The following is a 25,376-nucleotide window of genomic DNA, read 5'->3' as shown; positions in this document are numbered from 1 at the left end:
GCGGCTGGATCAGCACGCGGTCATACGCTTGATAGATGCAACATCCGACTTGGCGATGAGCTTGGTGCCGCGCAGCTGACGCTTACGCTTCGGGCTCTTCTTGGTCAGGATGTGACTGGTGAAGGACTGCTTGTGCTTGAAGCCGGTGGCGGTTTTCTTGAACCGCTTGGTGGCTCCGCTTTTGGTTTTCATCTTAGGCATTTTTTAAAACTCCGCATTCTATTTTTAAATAAACAATGACGTGCCCCTGAACGACAAATCCCCCGCATGCGCGGGGGACAAGCACCCGATCAGGTTCACTTCTTCTTGCGGGGCGCCACTACCATGGTCATCTGCCGGCCTTCCATTTTCGGCCGCATCTCAACCTGGGCAAGCTCTTCCACGTCTGCTTCAATGCGCTGCATGAGCTGCATACCAATTTCCTGGTGTGCCATCTCACGGCCACGGAAGCGGATCGTGATTTTGCCGCGGTCCCCGTTTTCAAGGAAACGTATCAGGTTGCGTAGTTTGACCTGATAATCCCCTTCTTCAGTTCCTGGACGGAACTTAAGCTCTTTGACCTGCGTCTGCTTCTGCTTTTTCTTGGCAGCCGCCTTCGCTTTCTTCTCTTCGAAGATCTTCTTGCCGTAGTCCATTATCTTACAGACGATCGGATCGGAATCCGTAACCTGCACCAGATCAAGGGTGGCCTCTTCGGCCTGCTTCAGAGCGTCCTCAATTGGCACAATTCCGACCTGGTTGCCTTCGGCATCGATCAGGCGGACTTCAGTTGCGTCAATATTCTCATTGATAGGCGCTTTAGGAGTACGCCCACCCCGATTCGTTCGCTGTTTAATAATCAGATCTCCGTCTTTGTTTTGCCCTTGCGTTCAACATCTTCACTTAAGAGTTGCTCAAACGCTTCAAGCGATAAAGTTCCCAAATCTTCGCCCTTGCGGGTTCTCACCGCAACGGCGTTGTTGTCGACTTCTTTGTCACCGACAACGACAAGGTAGGGAACCTTGTTAAGAGTATGCTCGCGGATTTTAAAGCCGATCTTCTCGTTTCTCAAGTCAGCATTAACCCTATAGCCCAAAGAATCCCACTTTTTCGCCAGATTCTGACAATAATCACGCTGATTATCGGTAATATTGAGGATCGCCACCTGAGTCGGCGCGAGCCAAGTCGGGAATGCACCTTCGTATTCCTCGATCAGAATACCAATAAAACGTTCGAAGGAACCCAATACCGCCCGGTGGAGCATAACCGGGGTCTTCCGCTCTGAATTGTCGGCAACATACTGCGCACCCAGACGACCCGGCATCGAAAAGTCCACCTGAATAGTGCCACACTGCCATACCCGTCCGATACAGTCTTTCAGCGAGAACTCGATCTTGGGGCCGTAGAAGGCGCCTTCGCCTGGCAGCAATTCCCAGTCTACACCCTCGCGATTCAGGGCCTCTTCCAGGGCGGCTTCCGCCTTGTCCCAGACCTCGTCGGAGCCAACCCGTTTTTCTGGACGGGTTGAGAGTTTGTACAGGATTTCGGTAAACCCGAAGTCTGTGTAGATTTCGTGCAGCATTCCGATAAAGGACGACACTTCCTGCTGAATGGAGTCTTCTTCACAGAAAATATGGGCGTCATCCTGGGTGAAGCCACGAACCCGCATCAGTCCATGCAGCGCCCCGGAAGCCTCATTCCGGTGGCAGGAACCGAATTCCGCCAGTCTCAGAGGCAGGTCCTTGTAGCTTTTCAGCCCCTGATTGAAGACCTGCACGTGGCACGGACAGTTCATGGGCTTGATGGCGTAGTCGTGTTTCTCCGACTCGGTGGTGAACATGTCGTCCTTGAACTTATCCCAGTGTCCTGACTTCTCCCACAGGGTCCGTGACACCACCTGTGGTGTCTTGATCTCTTTGTAGCCATGCTCCTGCTGCTTGCGGCGCATGTATTGCTCAACTTCCTGATACAGCGACCAGCCATCCGGATGCCAGAAAACCATGCCCGGTGCTTCTTCCTGCATATGGAACAAGCCAAGCTTCTTGCCGACCTTGCGGTGATCCCGCTTCTCGGCCTCCTCCAGACGGTGCAAATAGGCCTTGAGATCCTTCTTGTTACCCCAGGCGGTTCCGTACACGCGCTGAAGCTGCTCGTTGCTGGTGTCACCACGCCAGTAGGCTCCGGCTACTTTGGTCAGCTTGAAGGCTTTCAGTTTGCCGGTGCTCGGAACGTGGGGACCGCGGCACAGATCGATAAAATCGCCCTGGCTGTAAAACGAAAGGTCCTCATCGCCCGGAATGTCCTGAATGATACGGACCTTATATTCTTCGCCCATATCCTCGAAGAGTTTGATCGCCTCATCGCGAGACATGACAGAGCGAGAAACCGGCAAGTCCTGTTTGGAGAGCTCTTCCATCCGCTTCTCGATCCGCGCCAGATCCTCATTGGTGAACGGGCGGTCGTACTTGAAGTCGTAGTAGAAGCCATTGTCGATGACCGGGCCAATGGTGACCTGGGCCCCTGGAAACAGTTCCTGGACAGCCATGGCCATCAAGTGAGCCGTAGAATGGCGAATGATATCAACGCCCTCTTCATCACGCTCCGTGACGATTGCCAGCTCGGCATCGTTTTCGATGCGATAACTGGTGTCCACGAGCTGGCCATCCACCTTCCCGGCAAGGGCGGCTTTGGCAAGGCCAGCGCCGATATCGGCGGCAACATCATGAACGGTTACGGGTTCGGCAAAACTGCGATGGCTACCATCGGGCAGGGTTACGACGGGCATGAAAGGCTCCTGTTGGTTACTCAGCGGTGATCTATACCAGAGACCACATGGTGACGGCACGGCGCGATACAAACCGCGGGCCGTTTCGAGCGGAAGTCTAACAGAAAAAAACCCGGCAGGTTAATGCCGGGTTTTCACAGACACAGACTTGACATCAGGCTGGCTGGCCAGCGGCCTCCTCCCGGGCCCGTCGACGCAACTGACCAAACGCCAGAAGCCCGAGGAGAGCCAGCGCGGGAATGAACATCAGCTCCTTGGGCGGGCGTTCGAGGTCAACCTGCACCGCGTCGATGGTCCAGCCAAACTGGATACCGGCATCTTCTGCAGGGCTACCGAACCCGACGAAGTCGACGGCCATCTTTTCGCCATCCGGGCTGAGCTCCAGCCCCGCGTCCATCAGTCGTTGCTCGGGCGTGTCGCCAGCGGGAATCTCAAGCCGCACATAGGTGGTCACCTCGTCGCCATCAATCGTCATCCCGGAAGCCTTCAGGACAATCGGTTTGTCTGCTGGCACATCCTCAACATACTCCATGATCTCGGCGCCGGGCCGATCTGCCGTGGGCGGGTAAACCATATCCCACCAGAAGCCGGGCCGGAACATGGTGAACGTAATCAGCAGCAATAACAGTGATTCCCACTTATAGCTCTTGGTAAACCAGAACCCCTGCGTGGCCGCGGAAAAGACCAGCATCGCAGTGACTGCACTGAAGATCGTAACCAGCAGGTCAAACCATCCGGTCAACCCAATGAGCAACAACTGGGTATTGAAAATAAACATGAACGGGAGGATCGCCGTACGGATGTCGTAGGTGAAGCCCTGGATACCCGTTCGTATGGGATCGGCGCCGGATATGGCAGCGGCGGCATAAGCCGCCAACCCCACGGGCGGCGTATCGTCCGCCAGAATGCCAAAGTAGAACACAAACAGATGCACCGCAATCAGCGGCACGATCAGCCCATTCTGGGCGCCCAGAGTGACGATTACCGGCGCCATCAGCGTGGACACAACGATGTAGTTGGCAGTGGTCGGCAAACCCATGCCGAGGATCAGGCTGATAATGGCCGTGAAGATCAGCATCAGCAGCAGGTTGCCGCCAGACAGGAACTCGACAAATTCGGTCATCACCAGGCCAATACCGGTCAGGGTAACCGTACCCACCACGATACCGGCGGTGGCAGTTGCCACGCCGATACCCACCATGTTTCGGGCACCGGTGGCGAGCGAATGCGCAAGATCAAACACGCCATCCTTGAACGCAGTGAGGAAGTTGCCGTGCTTGTAGAAAAAGGCCTTCAACGGTCGCTGTGTAACAACAATGAAAATCATGAACAGCGTGGCCCAGAACGCCGACAGCTGTGGCGAGAAACGCTCAACAGTAAGGCACCAGACCAGCACTACAACGGGCAGAAGAAAGTAAAGCCCAGTCTTTACAGTTGGGCCAACCGGCGGCAATTCGCCCATGTCCTTATCCGGATCGTCTTCCTCGAGTTCCGGGAATCGGGTGGCATAGCCAACCAGGCCGATATAGATCAGCACCAGCAAAGGTGCCAACACCCACATCGCCGCTTCACCGAAAAGCGTTTTCGTCCAGCCGATCCCGTAATACACCACCAGGGTCAGCACACTCAGGCCGATGAGGATAACGACCCAATTCAGCATCCGCTGGGCAAGAGTCGGCTTGTTGAGACGCTCAATGCCCTGCATGTTCAGCTTGCAGGCCTCAAGGTGCACGATATAAATCAGTGCCACATAGGAAATCATCGCAGGGAGGATGGCGTGCTTGATGACCTCCAGGTAGGAGATACCCACATATTCGACCATCAGGAAAGCGGCCGCGCCCATGATCGGAGGTGTCAGCTGGCCGTTGGTTGATGCGGCCACTTCCACTGCGCCGGCCTTGGTAGCCGGAAAACCAACCCGCTTCATCAGCGGAATGGTGAACGTGCCGGTAGTGACGACGTTGGCAATAGACGAACCGGAAATAACGCCGCTTAAACCACTGGAAACCACCGCAGCTTTGGCGGGACCACCACGCATATGCCCCAACATGGCATAGGCGACTTTAATAAAGTAATTACCGGCGCCTGCTCTCTCAAGCAGCGCGCCAAACAACACGAACAGAAAGACGAAGCTGGTGGAAACCCCGAGTGCAACGCCAAACACACCCTCGGTACCCAGCCACTGGTGCGACGCCAGTTTGCTCAGACTCACGCCTTTATGGGCAATCACATCCGGCATGTAGGGGCCGGCAATCGAGTACGTGATAAAGACAGCAGCGACGATGGTCAGTGGCAAACCCAGTGAGCGACGGGTCGCTTCAAGCAACAGCACGAGCCCGATAAGCGCAACCCACAGATCCTGGGTGATCGGAGCGCCGGGGCGAGTCGACAACTCTTCGTAAAAAACATAAAGGTATGAGGCGCAAAAAGCCGCAACAAGCGCCAGAATCCAGTCGTAGATGGGCACGACATTCACGTGCCGCCCCTTGATCATGGGGAAGGCGGAAAACGCCAGGAAAACCGCAAACGCGAGATGGATAGAACGCGCTTCCGTGGAATTGAAGATGGCAAAGTTGAAAATGTAAGGGAGCGGTGACGCAATCCAGAGCTGAAACAGCGACCACACCAGGGGAACGATAAACAGAATGACAGCGGCATACCCGCTGGTCGCCCTGCCCCCGGTTTCAGTCTGCAGGATCTGGTCTACATTACTGCTACCACCAGCACCAGCTCCGTTTGCCGGATCGCTCGTCGCCATAAATTAGTCCCGTACTTAAAAGATGGTTCTCTGAAAGGACGACACAGCGGACCGGGGCCCGCTGTGTCGGAGTGCAGACAGATCAGTCGATCAGACCGGCTTCCTTGTAGTACTTGGCAGCACCCGGGTGCAACGGCGCACTCAGGGCATCAGAGACCATTTCTTCCTTGTTCAGGTTGGCAAACGCCGGATGCAGACGCTTGAAGCTGTCAAAGTTCTCGAAAACAGCCTTCACAACGGCGTAGACAACATCATCGGGGACATCGGTGGATGACACGAAGGTCGCCGCAACACCAAAGGTGGTTACGTCTTCGTCACTGCCACGATACATACCGCCAGGAATCACCGCTTTACGATAGTACGGGTTATCGTCAATCAGCTTCTGGGTGGCGGCGTTATCCACGTTGACCAGGACACTGTCACAGGAAGTTGTCGCTTCCTTGATCGCACCGGACGGGTGGCCAACGGTGTAGAAGAAGGCATCAATGTTACCGTCACACAGGGCCTGGGACTGCTCCGCGGCCTTGATTTCGGCAGCCAGGGAGAACTTGTCCAGCGTCCAGCCCATCTCATCCATCAGAACCTCGGCGGTGGCGCGCTGGCCAGAGCCCGGGTTACCAACGGATACCCGCTTGCCTTCAAGGTCTTCAAAGGTCTTGATACCTGAGCCCTTGCTGGCAACAACGGTGAACGGTTCCGGATGCAGAGAAAAGACAGCGCGGAGATCTTTGTTAGCACCATCATCCTTGAACTGGCTGGTGCCATTGTAGGCATGGTACTGCCAGTCTGACTGGGCAACTGCCAAATCGAGCTCTCCCTGGCGGATGGCATTCAGGTTGTAGACGGAACCACCGGTACTCTCGACAGAGCACCGAATTCCGTGCTCTTTACGGTCCATGTTCACCAGACGACAGATAGCACCGCCAGCCGGATAATAAACGCCGGTTACACCGCCGGTGCCGATGGTCACAAAGCGCTGCTCCTGAGCGGAAACGGAGGTTGAAGCAGCACCCAGGCTGACTGCGGCGGCGACAGCGAATGCGGAGGCTTTGAGTTTCAGTGTCATGTGAGTTCTTCCTTTTTTCTGTTCATTGTAATTCGGCGCCCGCTTCAAGAGCGGGCAAGACGTACGATCACCATAAAACATAGACCACTTCACACCATAAATAAAGTATGGATTAGCTCGCTAACCGGTTGACCAGACAACAAAAAAGCCCGCAATGCGGGCTTTTTTGCAGGTCGGCGCCAATGTTATTTCGCAGCTCGGGCCTTGGCAAGCATCTGATCCGGCCGCAGCAGGAACCGGGCCAGGGCCGGCAACAGCCAGATGGCTCCCACCATGTTCCAGAGGAACATGAAAAACAGCAGGAAGCCCATGTCGGCCTGGAACTTGATGGGCGAGAAAATCCACGTGACAACACCCAGGCCCAGAGTCACGCCGGTAAACATAACCGCCTTACCAGTGGAGCGCAGGGTCTCGTAGTAAGCCTCCTGAAGCGTTTTGCCCTCAAGCAGGTATTTCTCCAGCTTGCTGTAGATATAGATGCCGTAGTCGACACCTATACCGACCCCCAGGGCAATAACCGGCAGGGTTGCCACTTTGATACCAATGCCGGATACCGCCATGATCGCCTCACAGAGGATCGAAGTCAGTCCCAGAGGTATCACGATACACAGCACAGCACGGATCGAACGGAAGGTCGCGAAGCACAGCAAACTCACCACACTGTAAACGAGGATCAGCATCTTATCCTTGGCGCCGGAGATAACCTCGTTAGTAGCGGCCTCGACACCGGCGTTACCCGCCGCCAGCAGGAACCTGTGCTCCTCAGTGCTGTTTTTCTCCGCAAACTGTTCGACGCGCTCAACGACGGTTTCCAGGGTTTCTGCCTTGTGATCCTCAAGGAACACCAAAACCGGAGTCAGGCTGCAGTCTGTATTAATCAACCCGGCAGGTGCCTCACGAATCGACGCATTGATGATGGTCTGGTTGCGTGAGATCTCATACCACTTCCAGTTGCCCTCGTTCAGCGCCTTGGTCACCATCTTGGAAACATCTGCAAGTGATACCGAAGACTGAACGCCCGGCGTGTTCTGAAGCTCCCACTGCAGAGTATCCATGGCCCGCAGCACATTATACTGCGTGCACTGCTCTTCAGGCGTCTTGACCATCACCACCAATACATCCGCACTGGTCGAGTAATTATTGATGATGTAGGCATTGTCCTTGTTGTAGCGGGAATCCGCACGAAGCTCAGGCGCACCCTGATCCAGGTCGCCAATCTTCAGATCCTGCTTGTAATAAAGACCAAGACCGAGACCAATTACAGCAATCAGCAACGAGATTGGCGCAACGCCCGGATGGGAGAAGTAGGACAAAACGCGCCACTTCCGATCCTGTTTTTCGCCGTGATTCTGCACGTGACGGATCCCCCCCTTGGAGATACCGACATAAGACATAATCAGTACATGCAACACCAGGTTGGTGAAGATCACGAACGCCACACCAATACCTGCGGCAACGGCCAGGTCCCGGATAACGTCGATCTCGATAAAGAACAGGGTCAGGAAGCCAAAGGCGTCCGAAATCAGAGCCAACATGCCCGGTATGTATAGTGCGCGGAAAGCCAGGCGCGCAGCGGTCACGGCATCAAAGCCCTTGGCAGCCTCAACGGCCATGGCATTCACAATCTGAACGCCGTGACTGATACCAATCGCAAACACCAGGAATGGCACCAGCACCGAATAAGGGTCCAGCCCGTAGCCCAGCAACCGAAGAGTTCCCAACTGCAGGAACACCGCAATGATTGAGGTAAAGACAGGAACCAGGGTGCCGGCAATAGCCCGCGAGTACCAGAACAGCAACAGCGTGGTCAGCAGGATGGTAATCCCTGCGAACCAGGCGATAGAACCAATCCCCTCAATCAGATCGCCGACCTTCTTGGCGAAACCGACAATATGAATCTTGATGTTCGGGTTCTGTTCTTCGTACTTTTCACGAATCTTTTCTTCAAGCTGACGGGAAAATTCTCCGTAGTCCAGAGCCTCACCGGTCTCCGGATTCTTCTCGTACAGCGGCGCGTAAACGATCGTTGATTGGAAGTTATCAGAGATCAGGCGCCCGACTTCGTTAGAACGAAGAACGTTCTGGCGAAGCTTCTCCAGACTGTCCCGGGAGCCGTCATAGCCGTCCGGTATGACAGTGCCACCCTGAAAACCCTGCTCGGTAACCTCAACCCAGCGGACATTCGACGTCCAGAGGGATTTGAGACCCGAGCGATCCACGCCGTTGAGATAGAAAACCTCGTCGGTGATCTGCTTCAGAGTTTCCATGTACTCCTGGGTGAAAATATCGCCCTCTTCGACCTCGACGGCGATACGAACGAAGTTACCGAGGTTTTCAAGATCATCCCGGTGATCAAGCATATTTACAATGTAGGGATGCTCAAGCGGAATCATCCGCTCGAAGCTGGCATCCGGTTGGATCTTGACGGCGTTATATCCCAGGAACAGCGTCAACACGGCGAAGACGACAAGAATGATTGGCCGATTATTGAAGATCAGCCTTTCGAGAAAGGGTTCGGCCTTGGGCGTGGTCAGATAGTGCTCGCCCTTGTCATGCTTAGGGTTGGACATTCAAAAGCCCCTCTATTGTTCGTTCGGTTGTTGCCACATCAGGGCGTTATTGAAGGTTTCTTCCACGGGCGTCTGTGATCTTTACCCCACCTTCGCCGACAATCAGCAGGTCTGTTCCTGAAATAGGCACCGCGCTCATGACACCTTCACGATCACTTCGGAAATACTCGCGGAAGGTTTCGGCGCCATTGGTGCTCATCAGTACCGCACCACTATTGCCTACCAAGGTGATACGACCATCCTCCGAAACGACGCCGTCGTTGAGCGTAGCCCCGGCCGAATTGGGAACCATCCGCCAGCTTTTGCCGAGGTCTGAAGAGAACAGCATATTGCCACGAAGGCCAAAGGCGAGAATCTCGTTAACCTGGCCTGTGCCGATAACACCGAACAGGGAGCCTTCATAAGGCGCCTCACGGCGCTCAAAGGTCTCACCACCGTCTACGGAGACATGTATCTGACCGGCTTCACCAACGACCACCAGGGCACCACCCGTGATCCGGGTAATGCCATTGAGGTGGAAGTTCTGCCGGTTATCAATTCTTGGCGCCCAGTCTTTCCAGGTCTCACCGCCGTCCATGGTGCGCAGGAACATACCGTAGGCGCCCACCACAAAACCGCGGTTCTCGTTTTCAAACCAGACATCCAGCAGCGGGTTAACTGGGCCGATGTCCATATCCGCCTGAATGTTCTCGAGGGCGAAGTAGAGGTCATCGAGCGCCCACTCGAGATCTTCTTTCTCTTCTTCGGGCGCTTCTTCGATCCGCTCCTCCATGGCGGCAATCTGCTCTTCCCGGCTCTCAATGGCCAGTTCCATGGCGCGGATACCGTCAATCTGAAGGCTCCAGGTGGCCCCGGCATCGCTGGTATGTAGGACAACGCCGCTGTGGCCCACTGCCCAGCCATGGCTGTCGGAGCCAAAATCGATCCCTGTCAGGGTCACAGAAACAGGTACCTCACCCTGAACCCAGGTTTTCCCCTCATCATCCGAGTAAATGATATGGCCGCGTTCTCCCACGGCCACAATGCGATCCCCAACCCGGGTCGCATCGGTGAGAAGATTTTCCGGGGCCAGATCCGTCGGCCGGGCCGGGGTTTCGATGATATCTGCAAGCGCAAACGCTGCAGGGGCAGACCAGACCATGGAAAGTCCAAGGCAGGCAGCGCCCAGAGTCTTGCACATCAACCTTTTAGCCATTCAGATTGCCTATTATGTTGTATTGAACTGTGTCTCTGACCGGCAAAGCCGGGAATAACTGTAAACATACCGGCAACCTTACGGTTGCCGGTATGTCGGGTCGCCACTTCCTGTGGGCGGGGACGCATCCCTCGGCCAACAGTGCGTTAGCGAACACTCCTGCGGCGCAGGGAAGCCGGCGAGAAGTAACGCCTGTTCGGGACCTCGTTGGTGAACACGCGGGTATTGGCCTCTTCTGTGTCCAGACCGAGTACATGATAACGACGGGCCTGAAGGTCATGATAGACGTCAAGAACCGTCCACACACCCGGAAGTTCATAATAATTTTTCGGCAGCCCCATCGTTACACGCCAGAGTTCGCCGCGACCGTCGTACTGATCCAGCAGAACCGTGTTCCAGCTGTCCTCGTCGATATAGAAGCGGCGCTTGCCATAGATATGGCGCTCACCGTCCTTCAGTGTGGCTTCAACCACGTGCACACGGTGAAGCTCCCAACGGGTGAGGTCCGGATTCAGATGGGAGATACCGAGGATTTCCTCGTAAGGAAGACCTTTTTCCCCAATTCGGTAATTGTTGTAGGGGATGTAGATTTCCCGCTTGCCTTCGTAATTCCAGTTGTAGCGATCCAGGGCCCCGTTGAAGATATCGGTATCATCTGCAGTCCGGAGGTTGTCAGCCGCTGCAATCGGGGAGTCGTACCCCAGGTTTGGCGCCCGACGTACCCGACGCTGGCCGGCATTGTAGCCCCAACCATTCCGGGGGTTGATGATCTGGTTCAGGGTCTCATGAATCAGAATGGCGCCACCGGCAAGGCGGGGTGGTGACTGGGTAAACGACAGGTAGTAGAAGATCACGTTATCCAGATCTTCTTCACCACCTTCCGGGTTGTAAAAATTGAAGAAGGCTTCCTGCTGGGAAGTAACCAGCGAATAGTCGCCGTTGGTCTGGACCGCCACCTCACTGGAGCGCCGTGTTACAGAGACACCGCGCCAGCGGGTCAGATGGTTCCAGACCGCCTGCCAGGCCTTCTGCTCGTCATTGCCGTGCAGGATCGGGAATGGGTATCCACCAAAGGCTCCATCCAGCCCTTCGCCCTGACCAACAATCTCCGCGCTTACCGCGTTTTCACGGGTATTCTCTGCCACCCAATCTGGGACCGCATGGGTACGACGAGACTGGTAAACGGGCACCCGGAATGTGGTCGGGTAGGTTTCGAGCATCGCCTTCACACCGTCAGTGAGGTACTCCTCATACTGATCCATGTTGGCGGGCGTAATGGTAAAAAGGACTTCATCATCCGGGAACGGATTAATGTGGTGCTGTCCGCTGCCCTCATAGCCGGGAGGCGGTTCTGTCAGCCCTCCGGTCCAGGCCGGGATGGTACCGGCACTGTTACCGGCCTTGGGCGAGCCAAAGGGTGTCAACTCCTGGCCCAGACGGGCCGCTTCACTGGCGGAGACCGCCGCCCACGCAGGCCCTGATGCCACGGAGAGAGCCAGCAGGCCGCCGAGAATCGCATTTTTGTTATACATCATTGTGAAACCTTAAGTGCGTCTGGAAGCCTCTGCGGAGGCTTTTTTATTGTCGTCTGATGGAATTACAGACCTTACTCCAGATTACCCGATCCCAGACTAAAGTCTATCGACCGAAAGTGCGATTTTGTATCTGACTTCACTCCGCAAGGCTCTTGTGCACCACCTCATAAACGTCCCGGGACAGTCCGGATTTGTCGCGAATCCGCTCCAGAGCGGATTTCATCTGAGCGCTGTACGCGGGCGCAAACTTTCTCCATCGGGTGAGCGGCGTCACCAGGCGCGCAGCAATCTGCGGGTTGCTGTCGTCCAGGCGGCAGACCTGATCCGCCAGGAATTCGTAACCGGAACCGTCAGGCTTGTGGAACGCAGCCAGATTCTGACCCGCAAACGCACCCACCACAGAGCGAATCTTGTTGGGGTTTTTCCAGTCAAAGGCCGGATGCTCCAGAAGTTTATGGATGTCCGGGAGCTGGCCGGCCTGATCACTGGCTGCCTGCACAGAGAACCATTGCTCAACAACCTGTGGGTCGCTTTGGAACCGGTCATAGAAGTCATCCAGCGCGTGCTGGCGATCAGCCTCAAAGCCCGAATTGACGAGCGCACGCAAGGCACCCATGCGATCGGTCATATTGTCAGCCGAGTTCAACTGGCTCACAGCCAGGCCCCGGCCTTCCTCGTCATCAATCATCAGCAACCAGGCCAAAGAGGTATTGCGCAGGCTACGACGAGCAATGGCCTCCGGCGTCACCTCGTAGGGGCCACTGTCCTGCTGGCGCTGGTAGCAATCAATGAGCTCGCCTTTCAGGGCACCGGCCAGATGCCGGAGTACCGCGTCACGGGCCTGATGGATGGCCGGCACATCGGCGTTATCAGCCAGCTCAATCAGATAGGCCTCAGAGGGAAGCTGTAGCATTTTGGCCACCAGGGCCTGGTCGAGATTGGTGTCGGAAATCAGTTTGCGATAAGCCTCCACCAGTCTCGGTTCGATTTCCGCATCGTCCGGCGCACCGAACAGCGATTGAATAACATCGACCGCCAGTCTCTGACCCGCATCCCAACGATTGAACCCGTCCGGATCATGGCTCATCAGGAAGAGCAGCTGCTCGCGGGTCCAGTTGTAGCGAACCCGAACCGGCGCGGAGAAATGCCGCAAAAGTGATGGCACGGGTCTGGACTCGACGCCATGGAATTCGAAAGTGTGGACGGCTTCGGTTAGCTCAAGCACCCGCTCCGTCGGCGCACCCGAATCTCCGGATTCAAGCTGCAACGGCAGCGCCTGTCCATCCGGTCCAAGCAGACCAAGCGCAAACGGTATGTGCTGCGGTTTTTTGTTGGTCTGTCCCGGGGTATCCGGAATGCTCTGCTCAATAGTAAGGCGATACACACCTTTCCCGGCGTCATAGTCATCCGAAACATTCAGCACTGGCGTGCCTGCCTGCTCATACCAGAGACGGAACTGACCCAGATCACGACCGGAAGCATCCTCCATGGCTTTTACAAAGTCATCAGTTGTTACCGCCTGACCATCGTGGCGCTCAAAATACAGATCGCTGCCCTTACGGAACATGTCCGGCCCCAGCAGGGTGTGGATCATGCGCACGACTTCTGCACCTTTTTCGTAAATGGTCAGGGTGTAGAAGTTGGAGATTTCCATGTAGGAAGCCGGCCGCACCGGATGCGCCATGGGGCCTCCGTCCTCAGCAAACTGGGCCGTACGCAGCAGCGTTACATCCTCAATCCGCTTGACTGTCGGAGATCCCATATCCGCAGAGAACTGGGAATCCCGGAATACCGTGAAGCCTTCTTTCAGGCTGAGCTGGAACCAGTCGCGGCAGGTAACCCGGTTGCCGGACCAGTTGTGGAAATATTCGTGGGCAACGATGGCCTCGATTCGCTGGAACGCCATGTCCGTGGCGGTTTCCTGGCTGGCCAGCACACAGGAGGAGTTGAAGATGTTAAGCCCCTTGTTCTCCATGGCGCCCATGTTGAAGTCATCCACCGCCACAATCATGAAGATATCGAGGTCGTACTCACGACCATAGACTTCCTCATCCCAGCGCATGGAACGCTTCAGGGAATCCATGGCGTGGTCGCACTTCTCGGCATTTCGAGGCTCCACGTACATGCGCAGATCAATGTCACGGCCCGAGCACGTGGAAAAGGTATCCCGTTTCTCTACCAGGTCTCCGGCCACCAGGGCGAACAGGTAGCAGGGCTTGGGGAACGGGTCTTCCCAGGTGACAAAATGCCGGCCGTTTTCCAACTCGCCTTTTTCCACATCGTTGCCGTTAGAGAGAAGGACAGGATAGGCGTCCTTGTTGGCTTCGATGCGGGTTCGGAAACGTGCCATCACGTCCGGACGGTCCGGGAAGAAAGTAATGCACCGGAAGCCTTCTGCCTCACATTGGGTACAGAACATGCCGGAGGATTTGTACAGACCTTCCAGACGGGTATTATTCTGTGGCTCAATCCAGGTCACCACGGTCAACGTGAACTGCTCCGGTACGGAGCGGACCACAAGCTGATCGCCCCGGTCCTCATAGTCACCCTCTGCCAGCTCGGCGCCATCCAGGGCGACGGATTCCAGCGTCAGACTGTCGCCATCAAGCTCCAGGGGTGCAGACACTTCACCAGATTCCGGGTTGCGGCGAACCTCAAGCGTGCTGTGCACACGTGCCCCGTCTTCAAAAAGCTCGAACCTCAGGTCTACGGTGTCGACCAGATACGCCGGTACCTTGTAATCGCTCAGATAAATGCTCTGTGGCTGGCTGGTACGCATTGGTTTTCTCCAGAGTTCGCGGCCAGCGGGCGCTGGAATTCAGGGCCCGCTGGCGTGAAAAGATGGGCCGGGCAAGGCGCTGTCAGCCTTCCATGACCCGGAAACGGACTTCATAACCGGTGAATTTCCGAATATTGATCACACCGGTATCCAGGATAAGGTACTGCCCCTTTATGCCCTCGAGCACGCCCTCCACTTCCGGCGTTTTGTCGAGGTTATGGGTTTTGATCTTTTCTGGCCAGACCTTGACGGGATAGCTCAGGCCAAGGCCCTGCTCGTCAACTTCCCGGATCGAATCCTGACCGTGGGTCTGCCGAAGCGCCTCAAGATCGTCAGCGACCAGCCCAAGCATGCGCTGACGCTCCTGTGCCAGATCGAGCTCAGGAACATCGCCCTTGAGCATCGCCCGCCAGTTGGTCCGGTCAGCGACATGGGCCTTGCAGGCGACTTCCACCAGGCCGGCAATATACCGCGTTGCAACACGGACCATCGGTATGGCGTCTACTGCCCCCTGATCAATCCAGCGTGTTGGCACCTGGGATCCGCGGGTAATGCCCACCTTCAAACCCGATGAATTGGCCAGATACACCACGTGTTCGACCATGCAATGGGTTTCTCCCCATTCCGGCTCCCGACAGGTACCAAGGTGATAGTGGCACTTCTCCGGACTCATGATGCAACTGTCACAGGCCGCCAGCTTACGAAAACAGGGAAAACAGAAGCCCTGATTGAAGCTCTTGTTGGTTTTCCGGTCGCAGTGGATGCACCGGATCACACCATCGAAATCCAGACGCAACGGCCTACCGATCAAGTCGTTCAGAGGAATGCGGGTGTCGCCCACAGCAATGGAGTACGCCACCGGGTCACCCACCTCCGCAGGCATTTTGCGCAGCCGGCCGGTGACATCAATCAGCTCGCTCAAGACTTGACCTCAACATACTGGTCTGGATCGACGTCACCGTTACCCTGCGTGCGCTGAACCGACGGATCACAGGCGGTCCCCGCCTTGCTGCCCCGGTCGAGGTAGCCTGTGCGCTCCTCTTCCGGAATGTTGTGCAGATTCTCGTAGTAGATCACCGCCTCCAGGCTGATTTCACGCTGTTCGGGCGTCAGTTTACGGCCATCGGGCCATTTACCGAGTTCAATTGACTGCCGGAGACTCCGGTAGACATTCGGATCCAGCCGCTCGATCAGTTCTTCGTAGGTCATCCCGCTCTCCTGAAAAAACGTTCATTAAAAATGTGGCAGAACCGTTTGACAGCATCAAACGATAATGATTATCATTGCCTCACCAAATGACGACGGTCGTATCATTTGGTCTCTCTCATCAGGAGCTAAAAGCTCTTTTAACGCCCCGCCTCTGGCGGGGCTTTTTTATGCCCCACGCCTGCGTCTTACGGGCAAAACCACCGCAAGGGCCAATCCGGCAACAAACCCACCCAGGTGCGCTTCATTGGCCATACGCCCGAGCCCGATCATTTCGGGAAGTGGCGTAAACCCGATCACCATCCATGCAACTGCAAAGGTAACCAGTGCCGGCGGAAACTGGAACCTCGGTGCAGATCGCTGGCTAAGCCAGCAATAGCCCAGAATCCCATAAACCACTCCGGATAGGCCACCGAACAGGGGCCCGGAAACAAAATACTGCAAGCCGTTCGAGACCAGACTGGTAATCACAAACAGAGTGATCAATCGGGCCCGACCATCGAACCATTCGATCTGGCTGCCCAGAAACCAGAGCATGACGGAATTGAATATGATGTGGGTCCAACTGAAGTGCAGAAAATCGGGTGTCAGCAGCCGCCAAATCTGGCCACTGGCCAGGGTGGCGGTCAAGGCGTCAACGCGACCGGCCATGGTGCCCCAGTCATAATCACGTGGATCAATCACCATCAGGCTGGCCGCCAGTTCATTCTGGCCCATGGCCGTAAGCCAGACCATGGCTACAGCAAACACAATGATCCCAAGTACCAGCGGCGCATGCCGAGGTGAAGGCTGCCAGCGCCCACCAACAAATACCGGCGACCGATTCTGGCGATCCACAACAGCCTCCCTGATTTCGGGTTCCGCCATGAAACGGTCCAGAGCGGAAAGCACAGGTTCAGCGTGGGCCGGGTCCTCCAGCCAAAGCACCTGGAATCCCCCTTCTTCCGTAATCCGGTGGGTCACACCCTGGCCGTTCAGCCAGCGACTGAAGCCGGCCAGGTTCACCGTGGTATCCAACTGCTTGACTCGGTACACCGCTTACTCCGCCTGTGGAAATGGTTCAGCTGCAATGCACGGTTTACCGCGCAACGCTGTCCTCGCTGGTGGGATAGTCCGGTTGCTCCGGCCTTTCCACATCTACCCAGACAAATTTGTCACGGGAAAGTGCCCGCTCACCATCCATCCTGTAGGCCACCAGCCGCCCGTACTTCACGGCACTGTAGTCAATGCAGGCGACATTAGGTTTGAGCGGCGCAGGCTCGCCCTCCATCCAGTAATGGCCCACGAAAACCGGCGGCGCATCCAGGGGGTAGCTGATCAGTTGTTTGCGCTCGCCATCGGTCAGTACCCGGCTTGCCACTTCGGGCGGCAGCGGGTCTGGCTGGAACACAACATCGGCATAGGTATGGGGATCGTCCGCCCAGAATTTGGTTCGGAAAAACTCACGCACGTAGCCATCCCGGCCCGTGATAGCCATTCCCTCGGGGAGCCGGAGATCTGTGCCACGCAGAAGGGTATCCATGACCTGCCCGGCAAAGGACTCGATGGCGGCAGAAGCGTGCAGGAAATCCTCATCGATGCAGGCGCCGCCCTGCGACTGCTTGAATTTTTCGATCAGATCGCCGTCCCAGCAGGCGTGAACAACGCGGAAATCCTCGTCGTCGATGAACAGCGGTATGGTGTAGAACCACTCGAGAAACTCATTCCACTCGTACGGATGCGCCTCGAACTGTTCCAGGGTCTCCCGGATCAGACGGTCATGACGCGAATTGTGCTCGCGCAAAAAGGTTTTGCCGCTGCCGGGACGTGCCCGGGTGCAGTAGCCGAGTGCATTGTACTCATGATTGCCCATGACAATACGGGCCGCACCATGTTCCACCATGTCCCGCACCAGATGCAGCGCCTCGCGGATGCGGGGTCCACGATCAATGATATCGCCAATGAAAATCGCCTGACGACGCGGGTGCTGGTATACCCCGTTGATCTTGCGGTACCCCATCTGGTCCAGCAATCTGGCCAGGGTATTGGCGCAGCCGTGTATATCGCCAATAATGTCGTAACCGCGACTCGCGGTCGGTCTTGTTGCAGCCATGATCAACTCGCTGATATTTCACTAGCCCAGCCAAGCTTGTCACGGCAGGTGGCGTAGAAGTTGTGGTCGGTGGGGTGAATCAACCGGATCTTGAACGGCTTCTTGGTGATGCGAATGATGTCGCCTGGCGCACAGGCAATGTTCATCTGGCCGTCAAAGCTGATTTGCGGATAGGTTTCATTGGTCTCCCCGATCACCAGTTTGATCTCACTCTTGCCATCGACAACGATCGGCCGGCTACTGAGAGTGTGGGGAAACATCGGCACCAGAACAATGGCATCCAGCTTGGGATGCATGATCGGACCACCAGCGGAAAGCGAGTAGGCCGTAGACCCGGTCGGAGTGGAGACGATCAGGCCATCCGAGCGCTGGCTGTAGACAAAATGGCCGTCAATGAACAGATCGAAGCCGATCATCCTGGTGGATTTACCCGGATGCAGCACAACATCGTTCAGGGCGGTACCAAACCCCAGGGGCTGACCATTACGCTCGACGTTGCCATCCAGCAGAAACCGGGTTTCCTCCATGTATTCGCCCTCCAGAACCTTGCCCAGTCGTTCCTCAAGGTCGGAAGGGGATATGTCGGTCAGAAAGCCCAGACGGCCACGGTTTACCCCAAGCAGGGGAATCTTGGACTTGGCCAGCTCACGGGCGGCTCCCAGGAGGCTGCCATCACCGCCGACCACAATAACCAGGTCACAGATCTCGCCCAGCAGTTTTTTGCTCGCCACCTGCAGGCCATGCCCGGGCAACATGCTGGCTGTGTCTTCCTCAAGAATGACGTGGTAGTTGTTGGCGATCAGGTACTGTTTGAGCTGGCGCAGTGATTCAACCACTTTCACGCTGCCCATACGGCCAATCACACCAATGTTCCTGAACTGATCCATGAAGTTTCCTGTGGTGTCGGGATGCGGCGGGGACAAACGAAACCGTTACCCCGGTGACAATCTGGCGTACAGTTTAACGAAAGTCACCCCGATACTGAAAAAGTTCCGGCCTCAGGCTTGGTGTTTCTCGCACCGGTCATCAATGCCCGGACGGAATTCTGCTGGCTGACTTACCCGCAGAATCGGCTCACCACAAGAATTGCCATCGTTGCCTTCGTGGGTGCAGACGGGGTTTTCGTAATGCTCCAGCCATTCCCGATAAGCGGGCTCATTCATACCGCAGCGTTCTGCTGCATAGGCGGTGGGGTTACTGAAGTAGGTTTCAATGTCTTTGAAAGGCAGCGTCACATGACCGACGCCCGGCTGGTAGGCCACCAGAAACACCGTCTGGCGCTTCAGATGGCCCATGATGGAGTCCTCCGGCGGTTCACGATGGCTCAGCTCGTGATTTTCCTCCTCAAGGGCAACGATTTTCTCGTCCCTTAACTCCAGCTCCCGTTGGCGCCGTTCCAGCTGTTCCCTGAGCAGCAATAGCTCGGCACCCGCGTTTGAATCCTCACGCTGTTTTTCCTCACCAACAGCGGCCATCTGCTCCTGCATGGTGAGGTACTGCTCATTTCGCTCCGCCAGGCGCTTTTTGAGCTGCTCATTACTCAGGCGCTGGCGCTCGTATTTCTGCTCGAGATCTGCAAAATCACTGCGCAACGCCTGAATTTCCAGCCGATGTTCCCGCTGGATGTCCGAAAGGGCATCCCGGTGAACACTTTGCAGGGTCTTGATCCGCAGGCGCTGCTCCCGAATCAGCTGCGCCAGACGAGAACGATCTGCCGCTGCCGCAGACTCTTCACGCTCAGCAGAATCCTCGGCCTGCTCGCTCAGAACCGGAATGTTCTCTTCCTGGACCGGCTCCATTTTCCGGAATTTGAGACTGTTGGCCTCAACCGCTTTGCGAATCGCCTGAAAATGGTTGTTCCCGGGTGTCATGTCCGGGTCCCACAGATCCTCCTTGAACTTGGGGTCGGGGCATTGGCTCCGGCAAACCAGCCGGATCGCACCGCCACCCATGTCAGGCCCTTTGGCACCCATTCTTGCCAGCTCTTCAATTGGCACATTCCAGTGACTGTCGGCTCGACCTTCCTCATCAAACCAGATCCGGAAGAAAACCAGTGCCTGAACCCGGAGATCGCCACTCAGTTCAACCAGAACAGCCCTGACATCGGTTTCGGCGAGATCGGACAACCCTACATAGCCATCCAGGAAGGCTCCGAATTCATTGGCCCGCATCTCACGGGCCACCTGATTCCCTTCCACAAAAAATACCGCCGAATAACCATCGGTTGCCTGGTCGGCAGACACCATTGCACGTTCTCCACAGTTCAACGACTCGACACCACACGACAGAACCCGGAAAGATGTTCCATCAGATAGCGATGCCGGCCTCTTCAACCCCGGCTTCCCCGCATCAGGGTGAAGAGGCAAGCTGACAGACTCAAAGCTATTAGTCTAGCCAGACAATCGTTTCTGCACAGGGAAAAACTGCAACGATTTGTGATCGTGTTTGCGCTTAAAGCTCTGCCGCCAGACGACTGCCCTGATCGATGGCCCGCTTGGCATCCAGTTCCGCGGCTACATCCGAACCGCCAATCAGGTGCACCGGCAGGCCAGCCGCTTCGAGATCGCTCTGCAGTTCACGCAGCGGCTCCTGACCGGCACATACGATAATGGTATCCACCGGCAGCACCCGGTCTTCGCCCTGCTCCGCACCTTTGGGCGTGACCGTTACGTGCAGCCCCTGATCATCAATCTTGCGATAGGTGACACCGGGCACCATCTGAACCTGACGGTTCTTGAGGGAGGTTCGGTGAATCCATCCCGTGGTCTTGCCCAGATTCTTGCCCACTTTCGATGCCTTACGCTGAAGCAGGTAGACCTCACGGGCAGGCTCCGGCACTTCCGGCTCAACGCCCTGAATGCCACCACGGTGCGCAACACTCAGATCCACGCCCCACTCACGCATGAAGTGGTCGGTGTCTATCGCGGCCGACGTGCCCTTGTGGACAATAAACTCGGAGACATCGAAGCCAATACCGCCAGCGCCGATAACGGCCACCTTCTGCCCGACCGGCTTGCGCTCCAGCAGGGCATCGAGATAACCGATGACTTTCGGATGATCGATTCCCTCGATTTCCGGAGTGCGCGGCTTGACGCCCGTCGCCAGAATAACCTCATCAAAGCCGCCGGCCTTTAGATCTTCAGCACTGACACGTGTGTTGAGGCGGACATCCACCTGATGCTTGTCAAGCATCACCCGGAAATAACGCAGGGTTTCGTAGAATTCTTCCTTGCCCGGAATCAGCTTGGCAACGTTGAACTGGCCGCCAACCTCACTGCCAGCATCAAACAGGGTGACCTTGTGCCCCCGCTCCGCAGCTACCGTGGCAAATGCCAGGCCAGCGGGACCAGCACCAACCACAGCAATAGCCTTTGGATTGGCGGTCTTCACGTAGGTCAGTTCGGTCTCGTGACAGGCGCGAGGATTCACCAGACAGGACGTCAGCTTGCCGCTAAAGGTGTGATCAAGGCAGGCCTGGTTACAACCAATGCAGGTGTTGATCTCCTCGGCGCGATCTTCTGCCGCCTTCAGAACCAGATCAGCGTCTGCCAGGAACGGCCGGGCCATGGACACCATGTCGGCATCGCCCTCGGCCAGGATCTTCTCGGCCACGTCCGGCATGTTAATCCGGTTGGTGGTGACCAGCGGAATGCTCACCTCACCTTTCAAGCGCGCGGTCACCTTGGTAAAGGCCCCACGGGGAACCGACGTGGCAATGGTGGGCACCCGGGCCTCATGCCAGCCGATGCCAGTGTTGATAATGGTGGCTCCCGCCTTCTCGATTTCCTTGGCCAGATGCACAACCTCTTCCCAGGTGCTGCCATCTTCAATCAGATCCAGCATGGAGAGGCGGTAGATCAGGATAAACTTCTCTCCCACCCGCTCACGCACGCGGCGTACGATTTCGATGGGCAGGCGGATACGGTTTTCGTAACTGCCCCCCCAGCGGTCGGTCCGGTGGTTGGTGTGGGAAACAATGAACTGGTTGATGAAATACCCTTCCGAACCCATGACCTCAACACCGTCATAGCCGGCACGCTGTGCCAGTGCGGCACAATCCGCGTAATCCTGGATCTGCTTTTCGATGCCCGCCTCATCCAGCTCCCTGGGCTTGAACGGGTTGATCGGTGCCTGGACTGCTGAAGGTGCCACCAGCTCCGGAGAGTAAGCGTAACGGCCAGCATGAAGAATCTGCATGCAGATCTTGCCATCCGCTTCATGCACGGCGTCAGTGATAATCCGATGCTTGTCGGATTCCTCTTCGGTGGTCATCTTGGCGGCGTGCTGGAACACGCCCCCTTCTACGTTCGGAGCAATACCGCCGGTAACGATCAGGCCTGCACCGCCGCGGGCACGCTCTGCATAGAACGCCGCCAGCCGTTCGAATCCGTTCTTGGCTTCTTCCAGCCCCGTGTGCATGGAGCCCATCAGGGTACGGTTACGCAATTTGGTAAAGCCAAGATCCAGCGGCTCAAGCAGGTTCGGGTATTTGGCTACGCCCGGAGTGGTGCTCGCAGTCATGTTCGGTCTCCTCATCGTGATCTTCGGCGGGACTCCCAAAACGGCCAGGGTCCCATTCATTGTTGAGCCTTAAACTACTCGCGGTCCTTGCCATCGACAATATCCAGGCATAACATTTTATTATCCCTGCATAACATGTCAGACAAAGACTGCAATGAGCGATCGCCGATCTACCCCACCCAAAAGCCAGAACTCACTGGGAGACATCAGTGTTCTCTATGTATCTGCGCTAATGCGGGCAGCCGAAGCCGAAGGTGCGAACAGTGCAGAACTGGCATCCCGTTTCCAGCTTGACCATCAGACACTGACATCGCCAGAAGCACGCATCAGCATTCCAAGATTCATGCGCCTCGGGCACGCGGCGATCAACGAGACCGGCAACCCGGCCCTGGGTTTGAGGATGGGAGCATTATCCCGGCCTGTCGACGCCGGTATTGCCGGGCTTGCCGGAGAGACCGCCAGCACGGCCGGAGCGGCGATCAGCGCACTGATTCGCTATGCTCTGCTGACCAGCCGCAACAGCCGGGGAACACCAACGGTCTGGCCGGAAATCCGGCAGGCCCAGTTCTATTCGATTCGCCCTTACAACGGCTTCAACTATTTCGTGGTGGATTCTGTTCTGGCGGCCTGGACCCAGTTCCTGCGAACCGTGACCGGTCGCTATGACGTTCTTGAGAGAGTCACCATCGAGTACCGGTCCATTGGCCAGGATGACTTATTCGAAAGCTGGTTCCGCTGTCCGGTGCAATTCGGAGCGGCGAATAACAGCCTCACAGTGCGGCAGGATATCTGGGAAAGCGCGAGCCAACAGGCCCAACCGGCCATGCATGAAAAGCTGACGCAGCTGTGCGAACGGGAACTGCAGCAGATCCGACGGGGATGGACAACGGGCGATCGGGTAAAACACCTTCTCACGCCGCTGTTCCGGGGCGAGACACCGAGCCTGGAAACCATTGCCATGAAACTGGGGGTTGCGCCATGGACGCTCCAGCGACAGCTGGCTGCAGAGGGAACCGGGTTCAGGGAACTGATGGATGAAACGCGGAAACAGTTGGCGCGGGATTATATTCGCGAGACGGAGACATCACTGGCGGAAATCGCCTGGCTTCTGGGTTTTGCCAATCCTGCCGCCTTTCACAAGGCTTATCGGCGATGGTTCAGCCTGAGCCCGGGGGAACACCGAAAGCGAATCCGGCATTCCTGAGATCAGAGCTCCATAGCATCGTCCCAGCCATCATCGTCTTCGTATTCTTCAAACTGGTTTTCAATCAACTCTTCTTCGTAATCCCGCATGGCGGCTGTCCTGTTCTTGAACTTTCCGGAACAGACTAGACCGTCTCGGTGACAGAACGATGACACAGAATTGAATTCGCGCAGACAGGAAAGGCCGTCAGAAATACTGGGGCTGTTACGGAGTAAAACAAGAAGAGCAAAAATGGCGGAGCGGACGGGACTCGAACCCGCGACCCCCGGCGTGACAGGCCGGTATTCTAACCAACTGAACTACCGCTCCGTGCGGGTCACCACAGCTAGCCTCGAAAAGGCTTGGCAATCAAGGGTGTGATTGCTCTGTGACAACGAGGGCGCATTATAAAGAGGCGCCCTGTTATGTCAACGCTTTTTCTTAAATTTTTTCAGAAAAAGCGTTCTGTTACATGGCATCGACCATGGCGTCCTTGCCCTGGGCGGTTTTGCGATATTCGATAGGTGTCATTCCGGACCAGCGCTTGAATGCGCGATAAAAAGTGCTGGGCTCAGAGAAGCCGGTGAGATAGACAATTTCATCGATGGATTCGTCGGTAGTTGCCAGAAGTTGACGGGCCAGACGATAGCGAAAATCCGCGAGCACCTGATTGAAACTGGTCTCGGCTTCGGTCAGCCGAGTACGCAGGGTTCGCGGCTTGATACCAAGGCGCTCAGCCACGGCATCCAGGGTAACCTCACCGCTATCGAGCAGTTCAGCCACAATCCGCTCCACCTGGCCAACGATATCCTTTTTCTCCAGCCGGGCGACCTGTTCGCTGGCAAACCGCTCGTGCAGATCCAGCAGCTCCGGCTCCGCATGAGGTGAGGCGTGGGACAACAGTTTTGCAGGAAAGTACAGCCGGTTCTGCTGCGCACCAAAGGTGACGTCACATCCGAGCACCTCGCGCACATGGTCCTGGCCCTCGGCCCGTTCATGCTCGAACTCAATGCGTGAGGGATAGAAGTTGCCATCGGTGATCGAGCGGAAAAAGGTAATCAATCCCAGCACGAAACATTCGTTGAAATGCCTCAGGCGGCGGACATCATCAGACGCTGCATCCAGCACCATGCAGGCGTCATCACCTTCAATGAAGAAATCGGTATTCGCCGCGTCACTCAGCAGGCGCTGGTAGTTCTGGGCCCGCCGCAGGCCTTCGCCGAAGGTTGGGCTGCTCAGAAAGAGATATTCCAGCACCTGTCCTTTGTACGCAGGGAGTAATTGCCCAAGGTGCAGGCCAACATCGGGATCCCCGGAAACATCCTCAACAGCCTGCCAGAAATACATCTGGGCACTGTGGGGGGTTCGAAGCTGCTCGGTATAGACGTAATTCTCATCCACACCCAGTCGAGTGAAGATGGCATCGGTATCGATTCCCTTCTTTTTCATCGCCTCATAGATCAGGCGCAACATCACTCCCGCGTCACGAAGTTCCTGCATAAGATTCCGCTTTTTATTGGTTTACTACTGTGACCTTCCCGACAGCCGCCGTGGCACGCCAGGTCAATGCCTGATCTGGCGGGGTTTGCCAGACTCCAGGGGTTTGCCAGACTCAAGGGGCCTATGAAATGCACCCTGTTAGACAATCGTCTTATATTAGAGCATATCAGGCCACAGACGCCGAGTTGTACCAAATTGTAAAAAAAA

19 protein-coding genes and 1 tRNA gene are annotated in these 25,376 nt (G+C 56.3%); 1 reads left to right on the top strand and 19 read right to left on the bottom strand.

Annotated elements, in window-relative coordinates:
* Positions 1–9 precede the first annotated feature (9 nt).
* The 16 genes from rpmI to ACO06L_RS00210 form a co-directional block, all read right to left on the bottom strand.
* Positions 10–201, bottom strand: a complete 192-nt coding sequence (gene rpmI, locus ACO06L_RS00285; RefSeq protein ID WP_007151842.1) for a 50S ribosomal protein L35 — start codon at positions 199–201, stop codon at positions 10–12.
* A 95-nt stretch (positions 202–296) separates the two neighbouring features.
* Positions 297–842: a translation initiation factor IF-3 gene (infC, locus tag ACO06L_RS00280; protein ID WP_082905111.1), complete on the bottom strand. Its 546-nt coding sequence runs from the start codon at positions 840–842 to the stop codon at positions 297–299.
* On the bottom strand, positions 839–2,764 hold the full coding sequence (gene thrS, locus ACO06L_RS00275) for a threonine--tRNA ligase (RefSeq protein ID WP_064227372.1): 1,926 nt from the start codon (positions 2,762–2,764) through the stop codon (positions 839–841). Before thrS ends, infC begins: the two co-directional genes overlap by 4 nt.
* Positions 2,765–2,918: 154 nt before the next feature.
* Positions 2,919–5,522, bottom strand: coding sequence for a TRAP transporter permease (locus ACO06L_RS00270; RefSeq protein WP_202347293.1), 2,604 nt, complete (start codon positions 5,520–5,522; stop codon positions 2,919–2,921).
* Between the two features lie 82 nt (positions 5,523–5,604).
* Positions 5,605–6,588, bottom strand: a complete 984-nt coding sequence (locus ACO06L_RS00265) for a TAXI family TRAP transporter solute-binding subunit (RefSeq protein ID WP_230707552.1) — start codon at positions 6,586–6,588, stop codon at positions 5,605–5,607.
* Positions 6,589–6,773: 185 nt separating this feature from the next.
* Positions 6,774–9,158 carry an efflux RND transporter permease subunit gene (locus ACO06L_RS00260; protein WP_202347291.1) on the bottom strand — a complete coding sequence of 795 codons (2,385 nt, stop codon included), beginning with the start codon at positions 9,156–9,158 and terminating at the stop codon, positions 6,774–6,776.
* Between the two features lie 46 nt (positions 9,159–9,204).
* Positions 9,205–10,353: a WD40/YVTN/BNR-like repeat-containing protein gene (locus tag ACO06L_RS00255; protein WP_227512647.1), complete on the bottom strand. Its 1,149-nt coding sequence runs from the start codon at positions 10,351–10,353 to the stop codon at positions 9,205–9,207.
* A gap of 146 nt (positions 10,354–10,499) precedes the next feature.
* Positions 10,500–11,888, bottom strand: coding sequence for a DUF1329 domain-containing protein (locus ACO06L_RS00250; RefSeq protein ID WP_202347290.1), 1,389 nt, complete (start codon positions 11,886–11,888; stop codon positions 10,500–10,502).
* A gap of 136 nt (positions 11,889–12,024) precedes the next feature.
* Complete coding sequence (gene pepN / locus ACO06L_RS00245) at positions 12,025–14,667, bottom strand: aminopeptidase N (protein WP_202347289.1); 2,643 nt, start codon at positions 14,665–14,667, stop codon at positions 12,025–12,027.
* Between the two features lie 82 nt (positions 14,668–14,749).
* The gene (locus ACO06L_RS00240) at positions 14,750–15,589 is read right to left on the bottom strand and encodes a DUF2797 domain-containing protein (protein WP_202347288.1); all 840 of its coding nucleotides are present in this window, start codon (positions 15,587–15,589) and stop codon (positions 14,750–14,752) included.
* Complete coding sequence (locus ACO06L_RS00235; protein ID WP_064227364.1) at positions 15,586–15,876, bottom strand: YeaC family protein; 291 nt, start codon at positions 15,874–15,876, stop codon at positions 15,586–15,588. The genes ACO06L_RS00240 and ACO06L_RS00235 overlap by 4 nt, the downstream gene beginning before the upstream one ends.
* A 165-nt stretch (positions 15,877–16,041) precedes the next feature.
* Positions 16,042–16,908 carry a rhomboid family intramembrane serine protease gene (locus ACO06L_RS00230; protein WP_202347287.1) on the bottom strand — a complete coding sequence of 289 codons (867 nt, stop codon included), beginning with the start codon at positions 16,906–16,908 and terminating at the stop codon, positions 16,042–16,044.
* A gap of 43 nt (positions 16,909–16,951) precedes the next feature.
* Positions 16,952–17,965 carry a metallophosphoesterase gene (locus ACO06L_RS00225; protein ID WP_202347286.1) on the bottom strand — a complete coding sequence of 338 codons (1,014 nt, stop codon included), beginning with the start codon at positions 17,963–17,965 and terminating at the stop codon, positions 16,952–16,954.
* 2 nt (positions 17,966–17,967) lie between these two features.
* Positions 17,968–18,852, bottom strand: a complete 885-nt coding sequence (locus ACO06L_RS00220; protein ID WP_064227361.1) for an NAD(+) kinase — start codon at positions 18,850–18,852, stop codon at positions 17,968–17,970.
* 111 nt (positions 18,853–18,963) lie between these two features.
* Positions 18,964–20,211 (bottom strand): DNA repair protein, encoded by a 1,248-nt coding sequence (locus ACO06L_RS00215; protein ID WP_202347285.1) that lies wholly within the window; start codon positions 20,209–20,211, stop codon positions 18,964–18,966.
* Between the two features lie 205 nt (positions 20,212–20,416).
* On the bottom strand, positions 20,417–22,486 hold the full coding sequence (locus ACO06L_RS00210) for an NADPH-dependent 2,4-dienoyl-CoA reductase (protein WP_202347284.1): 2,070 nt from the start codon (positions 22,484–22,486) through the stop codon (positions 20,417–20,419).
* A gap of 154 nt (positions 22,487–22,640) precedes the next feature.
* Between ACO06L_RS00210 and ACO06L_RS00205 the strand changes: the two genes are divergently transcribed.
* A complete protein-coding gene (locus ACO06L_RS00205) occupies positions 22,641–23,690 on the top strand; it encodes an AraC family transcriptional regulator (protein WP_202347283.1) in 1,050 nt (349 codons plus the stop codon).
* Positions 23,691–23,692: 2 nt separating this feature from the next.
* Here ACO06L_RS00205 and ACO06L_RS00200 read toward each other — a convergent pair whose 3' ends face one another.
* The 3 genes from ACO06L_RS00200 to ACO06L_RS00190 all read right to left on the bottom strand — a co-directional run bounded on the left by ACO06L_RS00200 (position 23,693) and on the right by ACO06L_RS00190 (position 25,169).
* Complete coding sequence (locus ACO06L_RS00200; RefSeq protein ID WP_202347282.1) at positions 23,693–23,845, bottom strand: hypothetical protein; 153 nt, start codon at positions 23,843–23,845, stop codon at positions 23,693–23,695.
* A gap of 77 nt (positions 23,846–23,922) precedes the next feature.
* Positions 23,923–23,999 (bottom strand) — tRNA-Asp (locus tag ACO06L_RS00195).
* Positions 24,000–24,137: 138 nt separating this feature from the next.
* Positions 24,138–25,169: an AraC family transcriptional regulator gene (locus tag ACO06L_RS00190; RefSeq protein WP_064227357.1), complete on the bottom strand. Its 1,032-nt coding sequence runs from the start codon at positions 25,167–25,169 to the stop codon at positions 24,138–24,140.
* Positions 25,170–25,376: the final 207 nt, after the last annotated feature.

It is taken from the genome of Marinobacter sp., from assembly GCF_965229985.1.
In the GTDB taxonomy this organism is placed as follows: Bacteria; Pseudomonadota; Gammaproteobacteria; order Pseudomonadales; family Oleiphilaceae; genus Marinobacter.
The sequence above is the reverse complement of the archived record's forward strand: the minus strand, read 5'-3'. Positions and strand labels throughout refer to the sequence as shown.